This is a genomic window from Klebsiella sp. HMSC09D12 (assembly GCF_001808475.1).
In the GTDB taxonomy this organism is placed as follows: domain Bacteria; phylum Pseudomonadota; class Gammaproteobacteria; order Enterobacterales; family Enterobacteriaceae; genus Klebsiella; species Klebsiella oxytoca.
Window position 1 is genome coordinate 164,268 of sequence record NZ_KV793474.1, and the last position, 17,802, is coordinate 182,069.

At 53.1% G+C, this 17,802-nt stretch carries 21 protein-coding genes and 1 other annotated feature; of the genes, 5 read left to right on the forward strand and 16 right to left on the reverse strand.

Features of this window, described 5'->3' with window-relative positions:
* Positions 1–39 precede the first annotated feature (39 nt).
* Positions 40–789: a vitamin B12 ABC transporter ATP-binding protein BtuD gene (gene btuD, locus HMPREF3178_RS13450; RefSeq protein ID WP_004113605.1), complete on the reverse strand. Its 750-nt coding sequence runs from the start codon at positions 787–789 to the stop codon at positions 40–42.
* Positions 789–1,340: a glutathione peroxidase gene (locus HMPREF3178_RS13455; protein WP_017145688.1), complete on the reverse strand. Its 552-nt coding sequence runs from the start codon at positions 1,338–1,340 to the stop codon at positions 789–791. The genes btuD and HMPREF3178_RS13455 overlap by 1 nt, the downstream gene beginning before the upstream one ends.
* A gap of 225 nt (positions 1,341–1,565) precedes the next feature.
* Here HMPREF3178_RS13455 and HMPREF3178_RS13460 point away from each other — a divergent pair, with 225 nt between their 5' ends.
* Positions 1,566–2,366 (forward strand): MetQ/NlpA family ABC transporter substrate-binding protein, encoded by an 801-nt coding sequence (locus HMPREF3178_RS13460; protein WP_017145687.1) that lies wholly within the window; start codon positions 1,566–1,568, stop codon positions 2,364–2,366.
* 57 nt (positions 2,367–2,423) lie between these two features.
* On the opposite strand, the gene btuC is transcribed toward HMPREF3178_RS13460, so the two are convergent.
* The 12 genes from btuC to HMPREF3178_RS13510 form a co-directional block, all read right to left on the reverse strand.
* Positions 2,424–3,410 (reverse strand): vitamin B12 ABC transporter permease BtuC, encoded by a 987-nt coding sequence (btuC, locus tag HMPREF3178_RS13465; RefSeq protein ID WP_029496803.1) that lies wholly within the window; start codon positions 3,408–3,410, stop codon positions 2,424–2,426.
* A 96-nt stretch (positions 3,411–3,506) separates the two neighbouring features.
* Positions 3,507–3,806, reverse strand: a complete 300-nt coding sequence (gene ihfA / locus HMPREF3178_RS13470) for an integration host factor subunit alpha (RefSeq protein ID WP_004102960.1) — start codon at positions 3,804–3,806, stop codon at positions 3,507–3,509.
* A 4-nt stretch (positions 3,807–3,810) separates the two neighbouring features.
* Positions 3,811–6,198 carry a phenylalanine--tRNA ligase subunit beta gene (gene pheT / locus HMPREF3178_RS13475; protein ID WP_004102961.1) on the reverse strand — a complete coding sequence of 796 codons (2,388 nt, stop codon included), beginning with the start codon at positions 6,196–6,198 and terminating at the stop codon, positions 3,811–3,813.
* Positions 6,199–6,213: 15 nt separating this feature from the next.
* A complete protein-coding gene (pheS, locus tag HMPREF3178_RS13480; protein WP_004102962.1) occupies positions 6,214–7,197 on the reverse strand; it encodes a phenylalanine--tRNA ligase subunit alpha in 984 nt (327 codons plus the stop codon).
* A gap of 41 nt (positions 7,198–7,238) precedes the next feature.
* A complete protein-coding gene (locus HMPREF3178_RS31295) occupies positions 7,239–7,409 on the reverse strand; it encodes a hypothetical protein (protein WP_153675267.1) in 171 nt (56 codons plus the stop codon).
* Positions 7,351–7,476, reverse strand: a sequence feature (Phe leader region). It overlaps the preceding gene by 59 nt.
* A complete protein-coding gene (gene pheM / locus HMPREF3178_RS30935) occupies positions 7,427–7,471 on the reverse strand; it encodes a pheST operon leader peptide PheM (RefSeq protein ID WP_001386830.1) in 45 nt (14 codons plus the stop codon). (Overlaps the previous feature by 45 nt.)
* A gap of 117 nt (positions 7,477–7,593) precedes the next feature.
* Entirely contained in the window at positions 7,594–7,950 is a 357-nt protein-coding gene (rplT, locus tag HMPREF3178_RS13485) for a 50S ribosomal protein L20 (protein WP_004102963.1), read from the reverse strand.
* A gap of 50 nt (positions 7,951–8,000) precedes the next feature.
* On the reverse strand, positions 8,001–8,198 hold the full coding sequence (gene rpmI / locus HMPREF3178_RS13490) for a 50S ribosomal protein L35 (RefSeq protein WP_001124225.1): 198 nt from the start codon (positions 8,196–8,198) through the stop codon (positions 8,001–8,003).
* A 96-nt stretch (positions 8,199–8,294) separates the two neighbouring features.
* Positions 8,295–8,837, reverse strand: a complete 543-nt coding sequence (gene infC, locus HMPREF3178_RS13495) for a translation initiation factor IF-3 (protein WP_052746887.1) — start codon at positions 8,835–8,837, stop codon at positions 8,295–8,297.
* A 3-nt stretch (positions 8,838–8,840) separates the two neighbouring features.
* Positions 8,841–10,769, reverse strand: a complete 1,929-nt coding sequence (gene thrS / locus HMPREF3178_RS13500) for a threonine--tRNA ligase (protein ID WP_004102966.1) — start codon at positions 10,767–10,769, stop codon at positions 8,841–8,843.
* Positions 10,770–11,210: 441 nt separating this feature from the next.
* Positions 11,211–11,444, reverse strand: coding sequence for a hypothetical protein (locus tag HMPREF3178_RS13505; RefSeq protein WP_004103077.1), 234 nt, complete (start codon positions 11,442–11,444; stop codon positions 11,211–11,213).
* Positions 11,445–11,714: 270 nt separating this feature from the next.
* A complete protein-coding gene (locus HMPREF3178_RS13510; protein ID WP_024274361.1) occupies positions 11,715–12,473 on the reverse strand; it encodes a DUF481 domain-containing protein in 759 nt (252 codons plus the stop codon).
* Between the two features lie 286 nt (positions 12,474–12,759).
* On the opposite strand from HMPREF3178_RS13510, the gene pfkB reads away from it, so the two are divergent.
* The 3 genes from pfkB (at position 12,760) to HMPREF3178_RS13525 (ending at position 15,046) form a co-directional block, all read left to right on the forward strand.
* Complete coding sequence (pfkB, locus tag HMPREF3178_RS13515; protein ID WP_017145685.1) at positions 12,760–13,689, forward strand: 6-phosphofructokinase II; 930 nt, start codon at positions 12,760–12,762, stop codon at positions 13,687–13,689.
* Between the two features lie 93 nt (positions 13,690–13,782).
* A complete protein-coding gene (gene ghoS, locus HMPREF3178_RS13520; protein ID WP_004103083.1) occupies positions 13,783–14,067 on the forward strand; it encodes a type V toxin-antitoxin system endoribonuclease antitoxin GhoS in 285 nt (94 codons plus the stop codon).
* Between the two features lie 106 nt (positions 14,068–14,173).
* Positions 14,174–15,046, forward strand: a complete 873-nt coding sequence (locus HMPREF3178_RS13525; RefSeq protein ID WP_004103085.1) for a fructosamine kinase family protein — start codon at positions 14,174–14,176, stop codon at positions 15,044–15,046.
* Positions 15,047–15,065: 19 nt separating this feature from the next.
* On the opposite strand, the gene tonB is transcribed toward HMPREF3178_RS13525, so the two are convergent.
* On the reverse strand, positions 15,066–15,803 hold the full coding sequence (gene tonB, locus HMPREF3178_RS13530; protein ID WP_016808819.1) for a TonB system transport protein TonB: 738 nt from the start codon (positions 15,801–15,803) through the stop codon (positions 15,066–15,068).
* A gap of 211 nt (positions 15,804–16,014) precedes the next feature.
* Between tonB and HMPREF3178_RS13535 the strand changes: the two genes are divergently transcribed.
* Complete coding sequence (locus HMPREF3178_RS13535; protein WP_004103089.1) at positions 16,015–16,311, forward strand: YciI family protein; 297 nt, start codon at positions 16,015–16,017, stop codon at positions 16,309–16,311.
* A gap of 206 nt (positions 16,312–16,517) precedes the next feature.
* Here HMPREF3178_RS13535 and HMPREF3178_RS13540 read toward each other — a convergent pair whose 3' ends face one another.
* The gene (locus HMPREF3178_RS13540; protein WP_004103091.1) at positions 16,518–17,618 is read right to left on the reverse strand and encodes an NADH:flavin oxidoreductase/NADH oxidase; all 1,101 of its coding nucleotides are present in this window, start codon (positions 17,616–17,618) and stop codon (positions 16,518–16,520) included.
* Between the last annotated feature and the right edge of the window lie 184 nt (positions 17,619–17,802).

The following is a 17,802-nucleotide window of genomic DNA, read 5'->3' on the forward strand; positions in this document are numbered from 1 at the left end:
TTACCTTGTTTATCAATTCGCTGGCAAGCTGACTGCGTGCTACTGTGACGCAACGAGCATAAGATGACCCGCCACCTCAACCCGCTGAAACTCCATGGCATAGGCAGCGGTTAAATTCTCCTCGCTTAACACCTCCGCGGTGCTGCCGCAGGCGATAGTTTGCCCCTGACAGATAAGCCAGGAGCTGTGGGCGTGCCGGAGAGTATGATTAAGATCGTGGCTGCTCATGACGATGGCAATGCCTGATGCGCAGAGATCGCTAAGCAGTCGATCGAGCGCGGCCTGCTGCGCCACGTCCAGGCTGTTCATCGGTTCATCCAGCAGTAGCAGTTGACCGGACGCGTTAGCCTGACGATGAATCTGCAGTATCACCGCCGCCAGGCGCACGCGCTGCCACTCCCCACCGGAGATGTGATTCACCTGACGTCCAAGCTTATCGCCTAAGCCCAGCTTCTGCGCAATGGCCGTCAGGAGTCCGTTTTGCGCCTCGTTCTGCAGATGCAGCGATAGGTAATGCCAGACCGGCATGGCGAAAGGCGGCATCTGGTGCTGGCTTAAGTAGGCGCGATGACGCGCCAGCTCCTGCGCCGGCCAGTCATTCAGAAGACGTTCATTCAGTCTTACCTGCCCCGGGCCGGTAGAGAGCCCCGCCATACGTGCCAGCAATGTGCTTTTCCCCGCCCCGTTTGGCCCCACCAGATGAATAATCTCTCCCGGTCTGATATCGGCTGAAAACGGCGCCAGCCGTCCAGGCTCTTCGACATCCTGTAGCTGCATCAAAAACGGCATTATTTCGCTAATGCTCCTTTAATAGCGGCCACCAGCTGCGGGTCATCCGGCGTCATATCCGGAGAGAAACGACCGATAACCTGGCCGTCGCGGCCAATCAGGAATTTTTCAAAGTTCCACAGAATGTCGTCGACATACAGCGGCGCGCGGCCTTTACTGGCCATGCGTTCATAGAAACCGCTGCCTGCTGGAGCAACGGCCTGAGGCGCCGCCGCAATCAGCTTTTGATACAACGGCGCGCGATGTTCGCCGTTGACGTCAATTTTGCTGAACATCGGGAAGGTCACGCCGTAAGTCGTACTGCAGAACGTTTTAATCTCCTCTTCGCTGCCCGGCTCCTGCCCCAAAAACTGGTTGCAGGGAAAGCCCAGCACGCTGAAACCTTCGCTTTCTAAATCCTTTTGCAGCGCTTCCAGTTGCTCATACTGCGGCGTCAGGCCGCATTTTGACGCAACGTTAACGATCAACAGCACGTTGCCTGCCCACGGAGCAAGCGTTGTTTTCTCACCATCGATAGTGGTGACATCAGTATTAAGAATATCGTGTTGCATAGCCTTCCCTCAGTGAATAAAACCGGTGACTGCTTCAGGTGATCTCTATCTACTGTAGCGGATTCAGACCAGGGCATTCTACCTGGAATCGCCCTGGAGTGTCTCTTGATGTAACAGGCTGCGCAACATGAATTCATCTCAACACCGGTACAGAGCAATTCAGTGTACAGTGGTGAATGGATGTAATAGCATTTCGTTAATTGTTAATTTGAGAGAGTTTTATTGATGAAAAAGATGTTTAGCACCGTGTTAATTGCGGCCTCCGTCGCGCTGTTATCGGCCTGCTCGCCGGATGAAGATAATAAAGTTAAAGTCGCGATCAATACCGGGCCGGATGAGGCTATCTGGAAAGTCGTAGAACAGGTGGCTAAAGAGAAATACAACCTCGACGTGGAGGTCATCTCTTTTAATGATTACGTCCTGCCGAACGAAGCGTTAAACAATAAAGACGTTGCTGCTAACGCCTTCCAGACGCTGCCTTACCTTGAAGCGCAATCAAAAGAACGCGGCTATAAGTTTGCGATTGTCGGTAAAACCTTCGTCTTCCCGATCGCCGCTTACTCGAAGAAAATCAAAAATATTAGCGAACTGCCTGACGGCGCGACGATCTCCATTTCTAACGAAACCACCACCCTGGGCCGCAGTTTGCTGTTGCTACAGGCGCAGGGCTTGATCAAGCTGAAAGACGGGACAGGCTACCTGCCGACGACGCTGGATATTATTGATAATCCTAAACAGCTGAAGATTGTGGAAGTCGACACGCCGCAGCTGACCCGTACGCTTGACGACCCGAACGTCGCCCTGTCGATTATTAATACCAATTTCTCCGCGCAGGCTGGTCTGTCCGCCGCTCGCGATGGGTTATTTATGGAGGGGCCGGACTCTCCGTACGTCAACGCCATTGTTGCGCGCGAAGATAATAAAGACAGTAAAAAAGTTCAGGAACTGAAAGAGGCCTTCCAGACGCAAGCCGTTGCCGACAAGGCAGCGGAAGTCTATAAAGGCGATGCGATTAAGGGCTGGTAATGGATCGGCCGCATACAGAGGCGGCAACAAGCCAGCCCCTGTCTGTATGGCCGCCCGTTAATGCGGGCGGCCTGATTTAAGCAATAACCAGATAAACACCGGCGCCCCCAGGGTGGCGGTCACTACGCCAATAGGCAGCTCCGCCGCAGATAGCGCCAGCCGCGCGACGATATCCGCCCCCAGCAGCGCGCTGGCGCCCGCCAGCAGACAAGCCGGAAGCAGTACGCGGTGATCGCTCAAACCACATAAACGCAGAATATGCGGGATAACCAGACCGATAAAGCCAATCGCTCCAGCCAGCGCCACGCTGACGCCCACCAGCCAACCGGTCGCGACCACCAGTACCTTTCGCCATAACCACAGCGGAAGCCCCAGTTGACGCGCTGAAACCTCCCCCAGCGCGAGCAAATTAAGCGGCTGCGATTGCAGGCATCCCCAGGCCAGTACCGGCAGCAGCGCCAGCATCAACCACAGCTGCTGCCAGTCTACGCCGCCAAATCCGCCCATCATCCAGTACATCAGCTGGCGGAGATCGAAAGAGGTAGAGAAATAGACTGCCCAGGTCATCAGCGCGCTACAAATAATACCGAGCGCCACACCCGCCAGCAGCAGACGGCTGGTAGACAGATGCCGCCGGGCGAAACGTAGCAAAATAAAGGTTATGACCAGCGCGCCCGCGATTGCACACAGCCCCAGCGCCCAACCAGGAAGCAGTCCTTTTCCCAGCAATACGGCAGCAATCAGGCCGACTCCAGCGCCGTTTGAGACCCCCAGCAGGCCGGGCTCCGCCAGCGGGTTTTCAAACAGCGCCTGCATAATCGCCCCGGAAAGCGCCAGCGCGGCGCCCACCAGCAGAACGGCCAGGGTGCGCGGCAGACGTATCTGCCAGATAAACAGCTCACCTTTGGCGCTAAACCATTCGCCGGGGCCAATCCACTGGTCGCCCGCGCACAGGCTAATGGTCGACGTAGCCAGCAGCAGCAAGGTTAATACGGCAAGCCAGCGCCGGCTGCGGCGCCGTTGAATTTGAGCAAAGGTCAGCATAGATTTCTGCATCGGGGAAAAGGATGTGATTGATTTTACGGTATTCGGCGAAGAAAAGAAAAAAGGCCGCATCGCGGCCTTTTTAGTTAGTTCAGATTATTTGTCTCTGGGTGACGCATTTTCGACGCGGCTTTTTAGCTTCTGGCCAGGTCTGAAAGTCACCACTCGCCGGGCTGTAATAGGGATATCCTCTCCCGTTTTCGGGTTACGGCCCGGGCGTTGGTTTTTATCACGCAAATCGAAGTTGCCGAACCCGGAGAGCTTTACCTGCTCCCCGTTTTCCAGAGCGCGACGGACCTCTTCGAAAAACAACTCTACCAGCTCTTTGGCATCCCGCTTGCTAAGCCCAAGCTTATCAAACAGATATTCTGACATTTCAGCTTTTGTAAGCGCCATAGGTTCAATCCCTCAATGATGCCTGGAATCGCTCTTTCAATGCCTCTACACATTTGGCGACGGTAGCGGCAATCTCCTCTTCTTCGAGTGTACGGCTGGTATCCTGGAGGATAAGGCTGATAGCGAGGCTCTTGAAACCTTCCGCTACGCCCTTGCCGCGGTACACGTCAAATAAGTTTACGCCAACTACCTGATTTACGCCAACTTTCTTACACTCGGCTAAAACATCGGCAGCGGGAACGTTTTCTGCCACAACGACGGCGATGTCGCGACGGTTCGCCGGGAAGCGAGAAACTTCACGCGCCTGAGGCACCACGCGGTCTGCAAGCTTGTTCCACTCCAGTTCAAATACCAGAGTGCGACCGTTCAGATCCAGTTTACGTTCCAGCTCGGGATGAACAACCCCAATAAAACCAATACGTTCACCTTTCAGATAAATCGCTGCCGACTGGCCCGGATGAAGCGCATTATTAGCTTCGATACGGAATTCGATGTCGGACAGCTTACCGGTCAGGTCGAGTACAGACTCAAGATCGCCTTTTACATCATAGAAATCGACGGTCTCTTTTGCCAGGTTCCAGTGTTCTTCATAGCGGTTGCCGCAGATAACGCCAGCCAGCATCAGATCCTGACGAATACCCAGCGGAGCCTGGGTATCAGGCACAAAGCGTAAACCGCTCTCAAAGATGCGTACGCGGTTCTGCTGACGATTCTGGTTGTAGACCACCGTTGCTAACAGACCGGTCCACAAGGAGAGGCGCATCGCCGACATTTCGCTGGAGATCGGGCTCGGCAGAATCAGCGCTTCCTCGCCGGCGTGGATCCACTGCTGTACTTTCGGATCGACAAAGCTATAGGTAATCACTTCCTGGTAGCCTTTGTCATTAAGCAACGTTTTCACGCGCTTAAGCGACAGATCCGCTTCGCGGTGGGTGCCCATAATCAGGCCCGCTTGTACCGGTTCATCAGGAATATTGTTATAGCCATAGACGCGGGCAACCTCTTCGACCAGGTCTTCTTCGATCTCCATGTCGAAACGCCAGCTCGGCGCCACGGCATGCCACTCATCCTGTCCTTCGGTAACTTCACAGCCCAGACGACGCAGAATGTCGCTAACCTGCGTATCTTCAATGTGATGGCCAATCAGACGATCCAGTTTGCTGCGGCGCAGACGGATGGTCGCAGGCTTCGGCAGAGTCGCTTCATTGGTAACGTCAATAATCGGGCCCGCTTCACCGCCGCAAATATCCATCAGCAGGCGGGTAGCACGCTCCATTGCCTGATACTGCAACGCGGAGTCCACGCCGCGCTCGTAGCGGTGCGAAGCGTCGGTATGCAGGCCATGGCGGCGGGCGCGGCCGGTAATGGATAGCGGACTAAAGAACGCGCATTCCAGCAGAACGTTTTGCGTTTCATCGTTTACGCCGGAGTGCTCGCCGCCGAAAATACCGCCCATGGCGAGTGCTTTCTGGTGGTCAGCGATAACCAGAGTATCGCTATCCAGCTTCGCCTCGGAGCCGTCAAGCAGAACCAGCGTTTCACCTTCATGCGCCATACGTACGATGATTCCGCCTTCAATGCGGTCTTTATCGAATGCGTGCATCGGTTGACCGAGCTCAAGCAGAACGTAGTTGGTCACGTCAACCACGGCATCGATGGAGCGAATACCGCAGCGGCGCAGCTTCTCTTTCATCCATAGCGGCGTCGGCGCTTTGACATTGATGCCTTTTACCACACGCCCCAGATAGCGAGGACACGCTTCCGGCGCGTCAACCTGGATTGGCAGAACATCGTCGATGGTGGCGGCAACCGGAGCCATTTCCGGGACATTCAAAGGCGCCTTGTTGAGCACGGCAACATCGCGGGCCACGCCGATAATTCCCAGGCAGTCGGCACGGTTTGGCGTGACGCTGATTTCGATAGTGTTATCGTCAAGCTTCAGGTATTCACGAATATCGGTACCCAGCGGCGCGTCGGCAGGCAGTTCGATAATACCGCTGTGATCGTCGGAAATTCCCAGTTCGGAGAAGGAGCACAGCATGCCTTCCGACGGTTCGCCGCGCAGCTTTGCCGCTTTAATTTTAAAATCGCCCGGCAGAACGGCGCCGATGGTAGCAACAGCAACCTTCAGGCCCTGACGGCAGTTTGGCGCGCCGCAGACGATGTCCAGCAGACGTTCTCCGCCGACGTTAATTTTTGTGACGCGCAGTTTATCGGCATTCGGGTGCTGAGCGCACTCAACCACTTCGCCAACGACAACGCCGTTAAAGCTGCCCGCCACCGGCTCTACGCCGTCAACCTCAAGGCCGGCCATCGTTATCTGATCCGACAGCGCTTCGCTATCGATGGCCGGGTTAACCCACTCGCGTAACCACAGTTCACTGAATTTCATTGTTCTGTCCTGCCCTTATTTAAACTGTTTGAGGAAACGCAGATCGTTTTCGAAGAACGCGCGTAAGTCGGTCACGCCATAGCGCAGCATGGTCAGGCGCTCCATACCCATGCCGAAGGCAAAGCCGGAATAGATTTCCGGATCGATGCCCACGTTACGCAGCACGTTTGGATGCACCATACCGCAGCCGAGCACTTCCAGCCATTTACCGTTTTTACCCATCACGTCAACTTCTGCAGACGGCTCAGTGAACGGGAAATAGGACGGACGAAAACGAATCTGCAGGTCTTCTTCAAAGAAGTTACGCAGGAAATCGTGCAGCGTTCCCTTCAGGTTGGTGAAGCTGATGTTAGTGTCAACGATCAGACCTTCCATCTGATGGAACATCGGGGTATGCGTCTGATCGTAGTCGTTACGATACACGCGGCCGGGGGCAATAATGCGGATTGGCGGCTGCTGATTAGCCATGGTGCGGATCTGTACGCCTGATGTTTGCGTGCGCAGCAGGCGCGTGGCATCAAACCAGAAAGTGTCGTGGTCAGCGCGTGCCGGGTGGTGGCCTGGAATATTCAGCGCATCGAAGTTGTGATAATCATCTTCGATCTCCGGGCCAGTCGCGACGGTAAAACCGAGCTCACCGAAGAAACTTTCAATACGGTCGATGGTACGGGTCACCGGATGCAGGCCACCGTTCTCGATACGACGCCCCGGCAGAGAGACATCAATGGTTTCCGAGGCCAGACGCGCGTTGAGCGCTGCGCTTTCGAGCGCTGACTTGCGCGCGTTAAGCGCCTGCTGGACCTGCTCTTTCGCTTCGTTGATAACCGCACCGGCTGCCGGACGCTCTTCAGCAGGCAGCTCACGCAGGGTCGTCATCTGAAGGGTCAGGAGACCTTTTTTACCCAGGTATTCCACGCGGACGTTGTCCAGCGCAGCAACATCTGATGCCTCGTTAATGGCTGCCTTCGCACTGGCAACCAGCTCTGCGAGATGTGACATGGTTTTCCTCATTATGTCGGTGCAGACACCGGTTATGGTTATTATTTTGCTCTCACTATTTCGAGCCGCAGACGGCGGGCAATCCGCCCGTTGTCAGAATGACCAGGGCCAGCCACTCGTCTGGGGCTTGAAATAGAACAAGCCAGTTCAGATACAAAAAAAGCCTCCACAGTGGGAGGCTTTTTGGCGCTGTTTTCCGTTTCTTCTTTCACGCGCTAGCCTCCTGAGTTCAGGTGCTAAAGTAAAAAAAGAAGCGGAAAATAGCAGCATTCATGCTTGCATTACCTTGTCTGGTAAAAACGTAAGATCGATATTGAAAAGCTTACGCGAATAAAAGTCAATGTATTGATAGTCTTGAAACGAAAAGAGGGAGACAAGCTCCCTCTTTCAACTGGCTTATGCCAGAGCTGCTTTCGCTTTTTCGACCAGCGCGGTGAACGCTAATTTGTCGAATACTGCGATGTCAGCCAGGATCTTACGGTCGATTTCAACAGAGGCTTTTTTCAGGCCGTTGATGAATTTGCTGTAAGAAATACCGTTCTGACGTGCTGCTGCGTTGATACGCGCAATCCACAGTTGACGGAACTGACGCTTTTTCTGACGACGGTCACGATAAGCGTACTGACCAGCTTTGATAACAGCCTGGAAGGCAACGCGGTATACGCGAGAACGCGCACCGTAGTAGCCTTTAGCTTGTTTCAAAATTTTCTTGTGACGTGCACGGGCAACTACACCACGTTTTACGCGAGCCATATGTGCTCTCCTGTATCTATTCTAATTAAAAAGTTAAAAGGGTTAACGACTTATGCGTACGGCAGGCACGCGATGACCAGGCCCAGATCGCCTTTGGAAACCATGGCTTTCGGACGCAGGTGACGTTTACGCTTGGTAGCTTTTTTGGTCAGAATGTGACGCAGGTTAGCGTGCTTGTGCTTAAAACCACCTTTACCGGTTTTTTTGAAGCGCTTAGCAGCACCGCGTACGGTCTTAATTTTTGGCATTTTAATAACTTCCACTTCGCATTGTTAATAAACGAAACATAGGCGAACAACGGCTGTGGAACCCGCAGGCTCCACAGACATTGCTACTTGAAGGCCTTACTGTTTCTTCTTAGGAGCGAGCACCATGATCATCTGGCGGCCTTCGATCTTCGTTGGGAAGGATTCGACTACTGCCAGTTCACTCAGATCGTCACGGACGCGGGTAAGCACTTCCATACCGATCTGTTGGTGGGCCATCTCACGGCCGCGAAAACGCAGCGTGATCTTGGCCTTATCGCCATCTTCCAGAAAGCGAATCAGGCTGCGGAGTTTTACCTGATAATCGCCATCGTCGGTGCCAGGACGGAACTTAATTTCCTTAACCTGGATAACTTTTTGCTTTTTCTTCTGTTCCTTAGAAGACTTGCTCTTTTCATAAAGGAACTTGCCGTAGTCCATGATACGACAAACTGGCGGTTCGGCGTTAGGGCTGATTTCAACTAAATCTACTCCAGCTTCTTCAGCTTTTTCGATTGCTTCTCTCAGACTCACAATACCCAAAGCTTCGCCTTCCAGACCAGTTAAGCGAACTTCCAGGGCGCGAATCTCGCCATTAATACGATTCGGACGTGCCGTTTGAACTCGTTTTCCGCCTTTAATACCTTATTCCTCCAGTTGTTTTAGACTGCGGCTGCGAATCTCTTGTTGCAGCTTCTCGATAACTTCATTTACGTCCAGGCTGCCCAAGTCTTTGCCACGACGGGTACGCACGGCGACTTTGCCGGCTTCTACCTCTTTGTCGCCACAGACCAACATGTAAGGGACACGACGTAAAGTGTGCTCGCGGATTTTAAAGCCTATCTTCTCATTTCTCAAGTCTGCTTTTACGCGAATGCCCGCATTTTGTAGTTTACGCGTCAATTCGTTAACGTATTCAGCCTGAGAATCAGTAATATTCATGACCACAACCTGCACCGGCGCAAGCCAGCTTGGGAAGAAGCCCGCAAACTCTTCGGTCAGGATGCCGATGAAGCGCTCCAGCGAACCAAGAATTGCGCGGTGAATCATTACCGGAACCTGTCGTTCGTTATTTTCACCCACATAAGAGGCGCTTAAACGCTGCGGCAGGGAGAAGTCCAGCTGTACAGTACCGCACTGCCATGCACGATCGAGGCAGTCATACAGGGTAAATTCAATTTTCGGACCGTAGAACGCGCCTTCACCCAGCTGATACTCAAACGGGATGTTGTTCTCTTCCAGCGCAACGGCCAGATCCGCTTCAGCACGATCCCAGGTCTCATCGCTACCGATGCGTTTTTCCGGGCGAGTCGACAGTTTGACGACGATTTTCTCGAAGCCAAAGGTGCTGTACATATCGTAGACCATACGAATACAGGCGTTCACTTCATCGCGAACCTGATCTTCAGTACAGAAGATATGGGCGTCGTCCTGAGTAAAGCCACGTACGCGCATCAGGCCATGCAGCGCGCCTGACGGTTCGTTACGATGGCAGCTACCGAATTCAGCCATACGTAACGGCAAATCGCGGTAGGATTTCAGACCCTGGTTGAAGATCTGTACGTGACCCGGGCAGTTCATCGGCTTGATGCAGTATTCACGGTTCTCAGAAGACGTGGTGAACATCGCATCTTTATAGTTGTCCCAGTGGCCGGTTTTTTCCCACAGCACACGGTCCATCATAAACGGACCTTTAACTTCCTGATACTGGTACTCTTTCAGCTTAGAACGCACAAAAGTTTCCAGTTCGCGGAAGATAGTCCAGCCATCGTTATGCCAGAATACCATACCCGGCGCCTCTTCCTGCATATGATACAGGTCGAGCTGCTTGCCGATTTTACGGTGATCGCGCTTAGCGGCTTCTTCCAGACGCTGCAGATAGGCATTTAAGGCTTTTTTATCTGCCCATGCGGTCCCGTAGATGCGCTGCAGCATTTTATTGTTGCTATCGCCGCGCCAGTAGGCGCCAGCGGTCTTCATCAGTTTGAAGTGATGGCAGAAACGCATATTCGGCACATGCGGTCCACGGCACATATCGACATATTCTTCATGATGATACAAACCGGGTTTGTCATCATGAGCAATGTTTTCATCAAGAATGGAGACTTTATAGCTCTCGCCGCGCTTCACGAAGGTTTCACGCGCTTCGTGCCAGCTGACTTTCTTCTTAATGACGTCGTAGTTTTTCTCGGCGAGCTCGTGCATACGCTTTTCGAGCGCGTCGATATCTTCCTGGGTCAGGGTATGGTCCAGATCGACATCATAGTAAAAACCATTGTCGACAACCGGGCCGATCGCCATTTTGGTATTTGGCCACAGCTGTTTAATTGCGTGCCCTAAAAGGTGCGCACAGGAGTGACGAATAATCTCAAGACCATCTTCATCTTTCGCGGTGATGATAGAGAGCGTCGCGTCGTTTTCAATTAAGTCACAGGCGTCGACCAGCTCGCCGTTGACACGACCCGCAATGGTGGCTTTCGCCAGACCGGGGCCAATATCCAAAGCGACGTCCATCGGGCTCACAGCATGATCAAAATGGCGTTGGCTGCCATCAGGAAGCGTAATTACAGGCATTTCATGTCCTTATTTGCAGTGGTGCCCCACACGAAAGAGCACATACAAAACAATATAATCATAATTATCAACATGTTCCGGCTCAGTTCCCGCTTCACTCTGCGAAAATATGTGCACGCTCGTTCACCGACGCGTACCCACCTGCAGCCGCCTGTTGATAACACCGACGGTTAGTTTACACATCATTACTGCGTGATTAAAGTCACATGAGACTAAATGGTTATTGTTGATGGGAAAAAAAAGGGGGGCGCGACTAACGCAGCGTAATTCTTTCGCAACAAGATGCACAACGCAGGACGGGATGACCCATAAAGGATATTTATGATTTCACATAAATAGTGAATGTTTAACCGAAAACGCGCAAAGCAAAACCGGTACAACATTACCCGGTTTGCTGCTTCACGAAATAATTAAAGGGGGATGTTAAATGGTGATGAAATATCAGGACCATTCCCCGGCAACAAGTTTATGAACATCAAAAGCATCGTTCATTGACTGCCCGGTTGATTGTGAACCCGGCGCAATGTTGGAACCCGCTTCGACATCGGTGGCTTTAGCAATGCCAACTTGCGTATGATCGTTATTACCCGGCTGCGGTGCGGGAGCGGCGGCAAATGCGCCAAAAGACAGCGTGCACAGCATCACGGCCGCGAGTGCGATTTTGCTATTTCTCATGATAGTCATTCTCTTATTTGTTTCAGGTAATAGAACGGAATCGTTATCTCCGCCTGTGTTCCACAGTATAGATCCAGATCACATTTTTGTCCGACCCAATATTTATCTTTTCGTGTCAAATTAACTGCATATTTGTCAGCAAAAAGACAATTATGAGGAAATTATGAAGGCCGGTTCTTTTTATAAAAAACAAAACAAGAGACCAAAAATAATAATGCCACTTTATGCCAAATTTAAAACAAACAGGCCGGAATATCCGGCCTGAAAATATTACATTTTATATCCGAGCGATAGCGTTGTACGACGATCGGTGTGTTCCGGTGCCGAGGATGGCGGTTCCGAGTTCCACGTCAGGTTATAGGCCACTTTGAGCGCAAAATGCGCATTGATCGCCACATTCAATGCACTTTCCGAGTTCAGCGTCGTATCTTCAGCGCCGAATACCGAAACGCCCTGGGTAAATCGGGCGTTATCGGTCATCTGCCAGGCATAAGTGCCGGAAGCGTAGCCCAGCGGCTGGGTATCGTTATCTCCATCGGTATACTCGTCGTAACGCACGCCGGGACCGAATTCGAAACGCAGGCTGTGTACCGGACCGTTCATGATCTGCCGACCATAACCCGCGGTGAACACATCACGCTGCTGATAGCCATTGTAACGATCGGTCAGCCAGCTGGCCTGGCCAAAGATATAGTTCTGATCGGTCAGGTTATACCGGCTACGTCCACCCAACGCGTACTTTTCCGAAGAGCGCTGATCGTTTGACGATGTATTGCTGGCATTTCCCCACAGCGACCATGCGGTCGTATTGCCATACCAGGTCAACGTGGAGTCTGCGGTCATTGAGGAACTTTTCGTATTGCCGGACTGCGCCAGATAGCCGGCGTTAACAGTTCCTTCGAAAGGTTTTTTGGCAGAAGAAGGGTCATCCATGACAGTAAAAACGGAATCATCGGCCATTGCGTATGCAGACGCAAAGAGCCCCCCCGCCAGCATTGCCGCTGCGGGTACTGTCTTCAAAAGCTTCATTTAATTTTAAGTCCGTACAACCTATAAGGAGACCAGGAGGGTCCCGGAAACTTTCGCGAGGATCGCAGATTGCCGCTCCAGGAAAGGGAGTAAATTATAAAAAAGCACGATTAACTTAGCAATCAATTACTCTTTCGTTTTTTGTATAAGACCCTTCTTAAAACAATTTTTATTTCATAAAGATAAAAGCCAGGCCCGGCGAAAATCACTTGCGGCTTTCCCTCACCTCCTTTAAGTGCCATGCTTAAAATCAGAGCAGCTAAATTCGTATTATGGAGGAAACCGGATGACCAAAATCTATACGCTCACGTTAGCCCCCTCGCTCGACAGCGCCACGCAAACCCCGCAAATTTACCCTGAAGGCAAGCTACGCTGTAGCGCCCCCGTATTTGAACCCGGAGGCGGCGGTATTAACGTGGCGCGAGCCATCACGTTTCTTGGCGGCAGCGCCACCGCTATCTTTCCCGTCGGCGGCGCAACGGGTGAACATCTGACCGCGCTGCTGACGGATGAGCATGTTCCCGTCGATACGGTAGAAACCCATGACTGGACGCGACAGAATCTTCACGTTCACGTGAACGCCAGCGGCGAACAGTATCGTTTCGTGATGCCGGGCGCGGCGTTAACCAAAGAAGAGCTTCATCTTCTGGAGCAAAAAGTTCTCGCCATTGCTCCAGGCTCGTTGCTGGTGATTAGCGGAAGCCTGCCGCCGGGCATCAGCGTCGAAAACCTGACGCAGCTGGTCAAAAACGCTCAGCAGCATGGCCTGCGCTGTATTGTTGATAGTTCCGGCGACGCGCTTGCCGCCGCGCTTGATGTCGGCAATATCGAGCTGGTTAAGCCGAACCAGAAAGAGCTCAGCGCGCTGGTACAGCGGGACCTGAGCCAACCGGATGATGTGCGTCTTGCCGCGCAGGAGCTTATTCGGTCAGGCAAAGTCCAGCGCGTTGTCGTCTCTTTGGGCGCACAGGGGGCGCTGGGTGTTGATATGAATGGAAGTGTCCAGGTCGTACCGCCGCCGATGAAAAGCCAGAGCACCGTCGGCGCCGGCGATAGCATGGTCGGCGCCATGACGTTAAGGCTGGCGGAAAATGCCTCACTTGAAGATATGGTTCGCTTTGGGGTGGCGGCGGGTAGCGCGGCAACGATAAATCAGGGCACCCGCCTTTGCTCGCTGGAAAATACGCAAAAAATCTACGACTACCTGCGCGGTTGATTACGCCTCACTCCCTCTGTCTTTACAGGGGGAGTCGCCAAATCAACAGGATGGTCTATGCTAAAAAAGCCATGGATAACAATGGGGTGAAAAATGAGTAGCGAAATTACTGCCTGGGTGGTCACGGTTCGTTTTCACGAAGAGACGTTAACGGAAATTAATGAGCTTAGTAATCACCTGACTCGCGCCGGATTTACCCTGGTTTTAAACGATGATGAAGGCAACCCCCACGAGTTGGGAACCAACGTTTTTGGTCTGCTTTCCATGCAGAATGCCGAAGAGGTCAAAGCCTTGAGCGCGGGTTTAGCCGAAACTGCGCTGGGAAGAACCGTCGACGTTACCGTTGCCACATTCAGCGAGTGGTTAAAAGCTCAATAAGTGCGATTGACGCGACAGAAAACGTTCAGTTGTGCGTCAGTTCGAATTTTGCGCCTGGGTTATGCGCTAACCTTATGAAAAGTTGGCAAACATGGGGAGAGACGGCATGTGGCAAGCGATCGGCAAATTATTAAGCGATTTGCATACCGAAGCAGCTGAAATCGAACTGCGCAACGAACTACCCGGCGGCGAGATCCACGCGGCCTGGCATTTACGCTTCGGCGGCCGGGATTACTTCGTAAAGTGCGACGAACGTGAGCTTTTACCCATCTTCACGGCCGAGGCAGACCAGCTTGAGCTACTGTCACGCAGCAAAACCGTGAACGTACCGCAGGTTTTTGCCGTAGGCAGCGACCGGGATTACAGCTTTCTGGTGATGGAATACCTCCCTCCTCGCCCGCTGGATGCGCACAGCGCTTTCCTGTTAGGCCAGCAAATCGCCCATTTACACCAATGGAGCGACCAACCGCAGTTTGGTCTGGATTTTGACAACGATCTTTCCACAACGCCTCAGCCGAACGCCTGGCAACGTCGCTGGTCTACGTTCTTCGCCGAACAACGCATAGGCTGGCAGCTGGAGCTGGCCGCCGAGAAAGGTCTGCATTTTGGCGATATCGATAGTCTTGTCGATACCGTCCAGCAGCGGTTGAGCAATCATCAACCGCAGCCGTCGCTGCTTCACGGCGATTTATGGTCCGGTAACTGCGCGCTCGGGCCTGACGGGCCATACATTTTCGACCCGGCCTGCTACTGGGGCGATCGCGAGTGCGATCTGGCGATGCTGCCGCTGCATCCGGAACAGCCGCCGCAAATCTACGATGGCTATCAATCCGTTTCGCCGCTGCCGTCCGGTTTTCTCGAGCGGCAGCCAATTTACCAGCTCTATACGCTGCTGAATCGGGCTATCCTGTTTGGCGGCCAGCACCTGGTGACGGCGCAAAAAGCGCTTGATGACGTCTTAATGGAAAAGGCCCCGTAAGGGGCCTTGTTTCTGCGGGTTAGTTAATTTGAACGCCTTTCATGCGGAACTGAATAGTCATGGTAATACCGGTCCCCGGTTTACCCGGCTCATAGCGCCATTTGCGTAAGGCGCTTTTCACTTCACGTTCAAACATATTGGCTGGCTGGGCCGAAAGGATCTGCACGTTATCCACGCGCCCATCCGCTGTCACGTCAAACTTAACCCGTACGCTTCCTTCAATCCGCAGCGCCTGGGCACGTGCCGGATAGGTCGGCTCTCCGCGGCTTAACGCCCGCGGTCCCGAAGGCGCCGTGACGGTTGGTTTAGCGGTAGCGGTTGAAGTGCTCGGCGCGGTACGCGCTGGCGCCGTATTTGCATTTTCAAAAGGCGAGGCCGGGCGCGTCTCCGCCGGTTTTACATCCCGCTTCGGTTGCTCAACTTTTTTTTCCGGCTTTGGTTTAGGCTTTGGCTTCGGTTTAGGCTTCGGTTTATGGATAACCACCGGCGCCTCTTTTGGCGGTTCCGGAAGCGCTTCCGGCTCAGGCTCGGGTTCCGGTTCAACAACGGGTTCTACGACCGGCTGCGCCGCCTGAGGCGGTTCCAGATCTGCCGGGGCTACCATAGTGATCTCAATGGGTTGCGATGGCGAAGGCCGTTCAATAACCTGATGTACCGAAGTATAGAGCAACGCCGCGACAACACCGCCGTGGATAACCACGGACAGTAGCGTAGGCCACGGAAAGCGGCGAGGTAAATCAAAGGTCATTGCGCTCATAGTCGTTTCTGTTGAAAAATGATGTCCCGATTTTAAATGCAAATAGCAATCATATTCAACTAGGGTTGTTGGCTTGTATCAAAATTTGCCCTGTTTTCTGACAAAAAGCCTCCGGAGCATGGCATTCTGAGGATCGTCAGCATCTTTGCATTGCAGTCAACGACGGTTTCACTTAACGTGATTCGCCAATTTATTGATAAGGAGCCATGCCGTGCTTTACGTTATCTACGCTGAAGATATCGCCGACTCTCTGGAAAAACGGACGTCGGTACGTCCCGCCCACCTGGCGCGTTTGCAATTATTACATGATGAAGGTCGTTTACTGACCGCAGGCCCAATGCCTGCCGTAGACAGTAATGAACCCGGCGCGGCGGGCTTTACCGGCTCAACGGTCATTGCGGAATTTGAATCACTGGAAGCGGCGCAATCATGGGCCAATGACGATCCCTATATTGCCGCAGGGGTTTATCAGAAAGTGTCGGTCAAACCGTATAAGAAAGTCTTTTAGAATCTAAAATTTTTAAGCAATAAGAGTGCGTTAAAAGTTTTATCTATGGCGATCGTTCATGAGAGGACGCTTCCGTGTCCGCGAGTACGCAATGGTCGCCATCCTTATTTCCCTTCACCTTCTCGATTCCAGCAGTCGCTGTAAGCAACGTCATGATGATAACCGTTGCCGGCGGCGCATCAGCACCGCCGGCTTGCTGTTGTTGATTAGCTATTGGAGTGCAGCGTGCCTTTGAGACCATGTGGTTCCGAGCGAAGATATTGTGGCGGAACGCTCACATGGGCTCCCAGAGCGGCAGCTGCCTGCCAGGGCCAGTGCGGATTGTAGAGCGCCGCGCGGGCAATGGCGATGAGATCGGCGTCGCCATGGCTTAACGCATCTTCCGCCTGCTGGGGTTCCGTCACTAAGCCCACCCCAATCACCGGGATATTCACCCTCTCCCGGATTTCACGGGCGAACGGCAGCTGATAGCCCGGGCCAACCTGAATCGCCTGATGAGGCGACAATCCACCGCTGGAAACATGAATATAGTCGCAGCCGAGAGCCTCAAGCTTCTGGCTGAAGAGAATTGATTGTGCATTATCCCAGCCGCCATCAACCCAATCGGTCGCAGAAAGTCGCACTCCCACCGCGATGTCCTGACCGACAGCCTCGCGAATGGCCTGAAAGACTTCGAGCGGGAAACGCAAGCGGTTCTCCAGAGACCCACCATACTCGTCGGTGCGCTGGTTACTGAGCGGAGAAAGGAACTGATGAAGCAGGTAACCATGAGCAGCATGCATTTCAATCAACTCGATACCCATCCGCTCAGCGCGTCTGGCGCTGTCTGCGAATGCCTGCTTGATGCGTTTCATCTGGTCCTGAGTAAGCTCAACCGGAGGACGATCGCCTTCGCCATAGGCCAGCGCTGATGGCGCAACCGCGTCCCATCCGCCAGCATCATGTGCCAGCTGTTGTCCCCCCAGCCAGGGGGCTGCGGAAGACGCTTTTCTTCCGGCATGGCCCAGTTGGATGCCGATGGGGATTGAAGAGTACTGGCGTATATCTTTCAGTACGGCGTGTAATGCGGCTTCCGTTTCGTCATCCCATAAGCCCATATCAGCCGGGGTGATTCGCCCTGCTGGCTCGACAGCGCTGGCTTCGATAATCAGTAAACCTGCGCCGGAAAAAGCCAGTTGTCCAAGATGGATACGATGCCATGCCGTCGCCTTGCCATTGTCGGCGGAATACTGACACATTGGAGCAATGACAATGCGATTCTCAAGTTCCAGCTTACCGATTCGCACCGGACTAAAAAGTTGACTCATAGATACCTCTCAATAATAGAAGCCTTACGGACATTATAAGTAGCATGTGTTGACGCATGGTACTTCCCGTTTTTTGCGTTTATACGCGTTGAGCCAGCCTTATGAGCCGGGAAAAGGTGTTGTGGCGATGAGCCTTCCTGTCAGCATTCGGCTAATGCAAACAATAACCCAGGATCCGGTGCGA

What these genes read in the sequence shown, in the direction of transcription:
- HMPREF3178_RS13510 (WP_024274361.1), bottom strand. Translation starts at nt 12,473, where the DNA reads ATGAAGCTTTTGAAGACAGTACCCGCAGCGGCAATGCTGGCGGGGGGG.
- rplT (WP_004102963.1), bottom strand. Translation starts at nt 7,950, where the DNA reads ATGGCTCGCGTAAAACGTGGTGTAGTTGCCCGTGCACGTCACAAGAAA.
- tonB (WP_016808819.1), bottom strand. Translation starts at nt 15,803, where the DNA reads ATGAGCGCAATGACCTTTGATTTACCTCGCCGCTTTCCGTGGCCTACG.
- HMPREF3178_RS13540 (WP_004103091.1), bottom strand. Translation starts at nt 17,618, where the DNA reads ATGAGTCAACTTTTTAGTCCGGTGCGAATCGGTAAGCTGGAACTTGAG.
- ghoS (WP_004103083.1), top strand. Translation starts at nt 13,783, where the DNA reads ATGAGTAGCGAAATTACTGCCTGGGTGGTCACGGTTCGTTTTCACGAA.
- ihfA (WP_004102960.1), bottom strand. Translation starts at nt 3,806, where the DNA reads ATGGCGCTTACAAAAGCTGAAATGTCAGAATATCTGTTTGATAAGCTT.
- btuC (WP_029496803.1), bottom strand. Translation starts at nt 3,410, where the DNA reads ATGCTGACCTTTGCTCAAATTCAACGGCGCCGCAGCCGGCGCTGGCTT.
- HMPREF3178_RS13460 (WP_017145687.1), top strand. Translation starts at nt 1,566, where the DNA reads ATGAAAAAGATGTTTAGCACCGTGTTAATTGCGGCCTCCGTCGCGCTG.
- HMPREF3178_RS13455 (WP_017145688.1), bottom strand. Translation starts at nt 1,340, where the DNA reads ATGCAACACGATATTCTTAATACTGATGTCACCACTATCGATGGTGAG.
- rpmI (WP_001124225.1), bottom strand. Translation starts at nt 8,198, where the DNA reads ATGCCAAAAATTAAGACCGTACGCGGTGCTGCTAAGCGCTTCAAAAAA.
- pheS (WP_004102962.1), bottom strand. Translation starts at nt 7,197, where the DNA reads ATGTCACATCTCGCAGAGCTGGTTGCCAGTGCGAAGGCAGCCATTAAC.
- pheT (WP_004102961.1), bottom strand. Translation starts at nt 6,198, where the DNA reads ATGAAATTCAGTGAACTGTGGTTACGCGAGTGGGTTAACCCGGCCATC.
- HMPREF3178_RS13525 (WP_004103085.1), top strand. Translation starts at nt 14,174, where the DNA reads ATGTGGCAAGCGATCGGCAAATTATTAAGCGATTTGCATACCGAAGCA.
- pfkB (WP_017145685.1), top strand. Translation starts at nt 12,760, where the DNA reads ATGACCAAAATCTATACGCTCACGTTAGCCCCCTCGCTCGACAGCGCC.
- thrS (WP_004102966.1), bottom strand. Translation starts at nt 10,769, where the DNA reads ATGCCTGTAATTACGCTTCCTGATGGCAGCCAACGCCATTTTGATCAT.
- HMPREF3178_RS13505 (WP_004103077.1), bottom strand. Translation starts at nt 11,444, where the DNA reads ATGAGAAATAGCAAAATCGCACTCGCGGCCGTGATGCTGTGCACGCTG.
- btuD (WP_004113605.1), bottom strand. Translation starts at nt 789, where the DNA reads ATGCCGTTTTTGATGCAGCTACAGGATGTCGAAGAGCCTGGACGGCTG.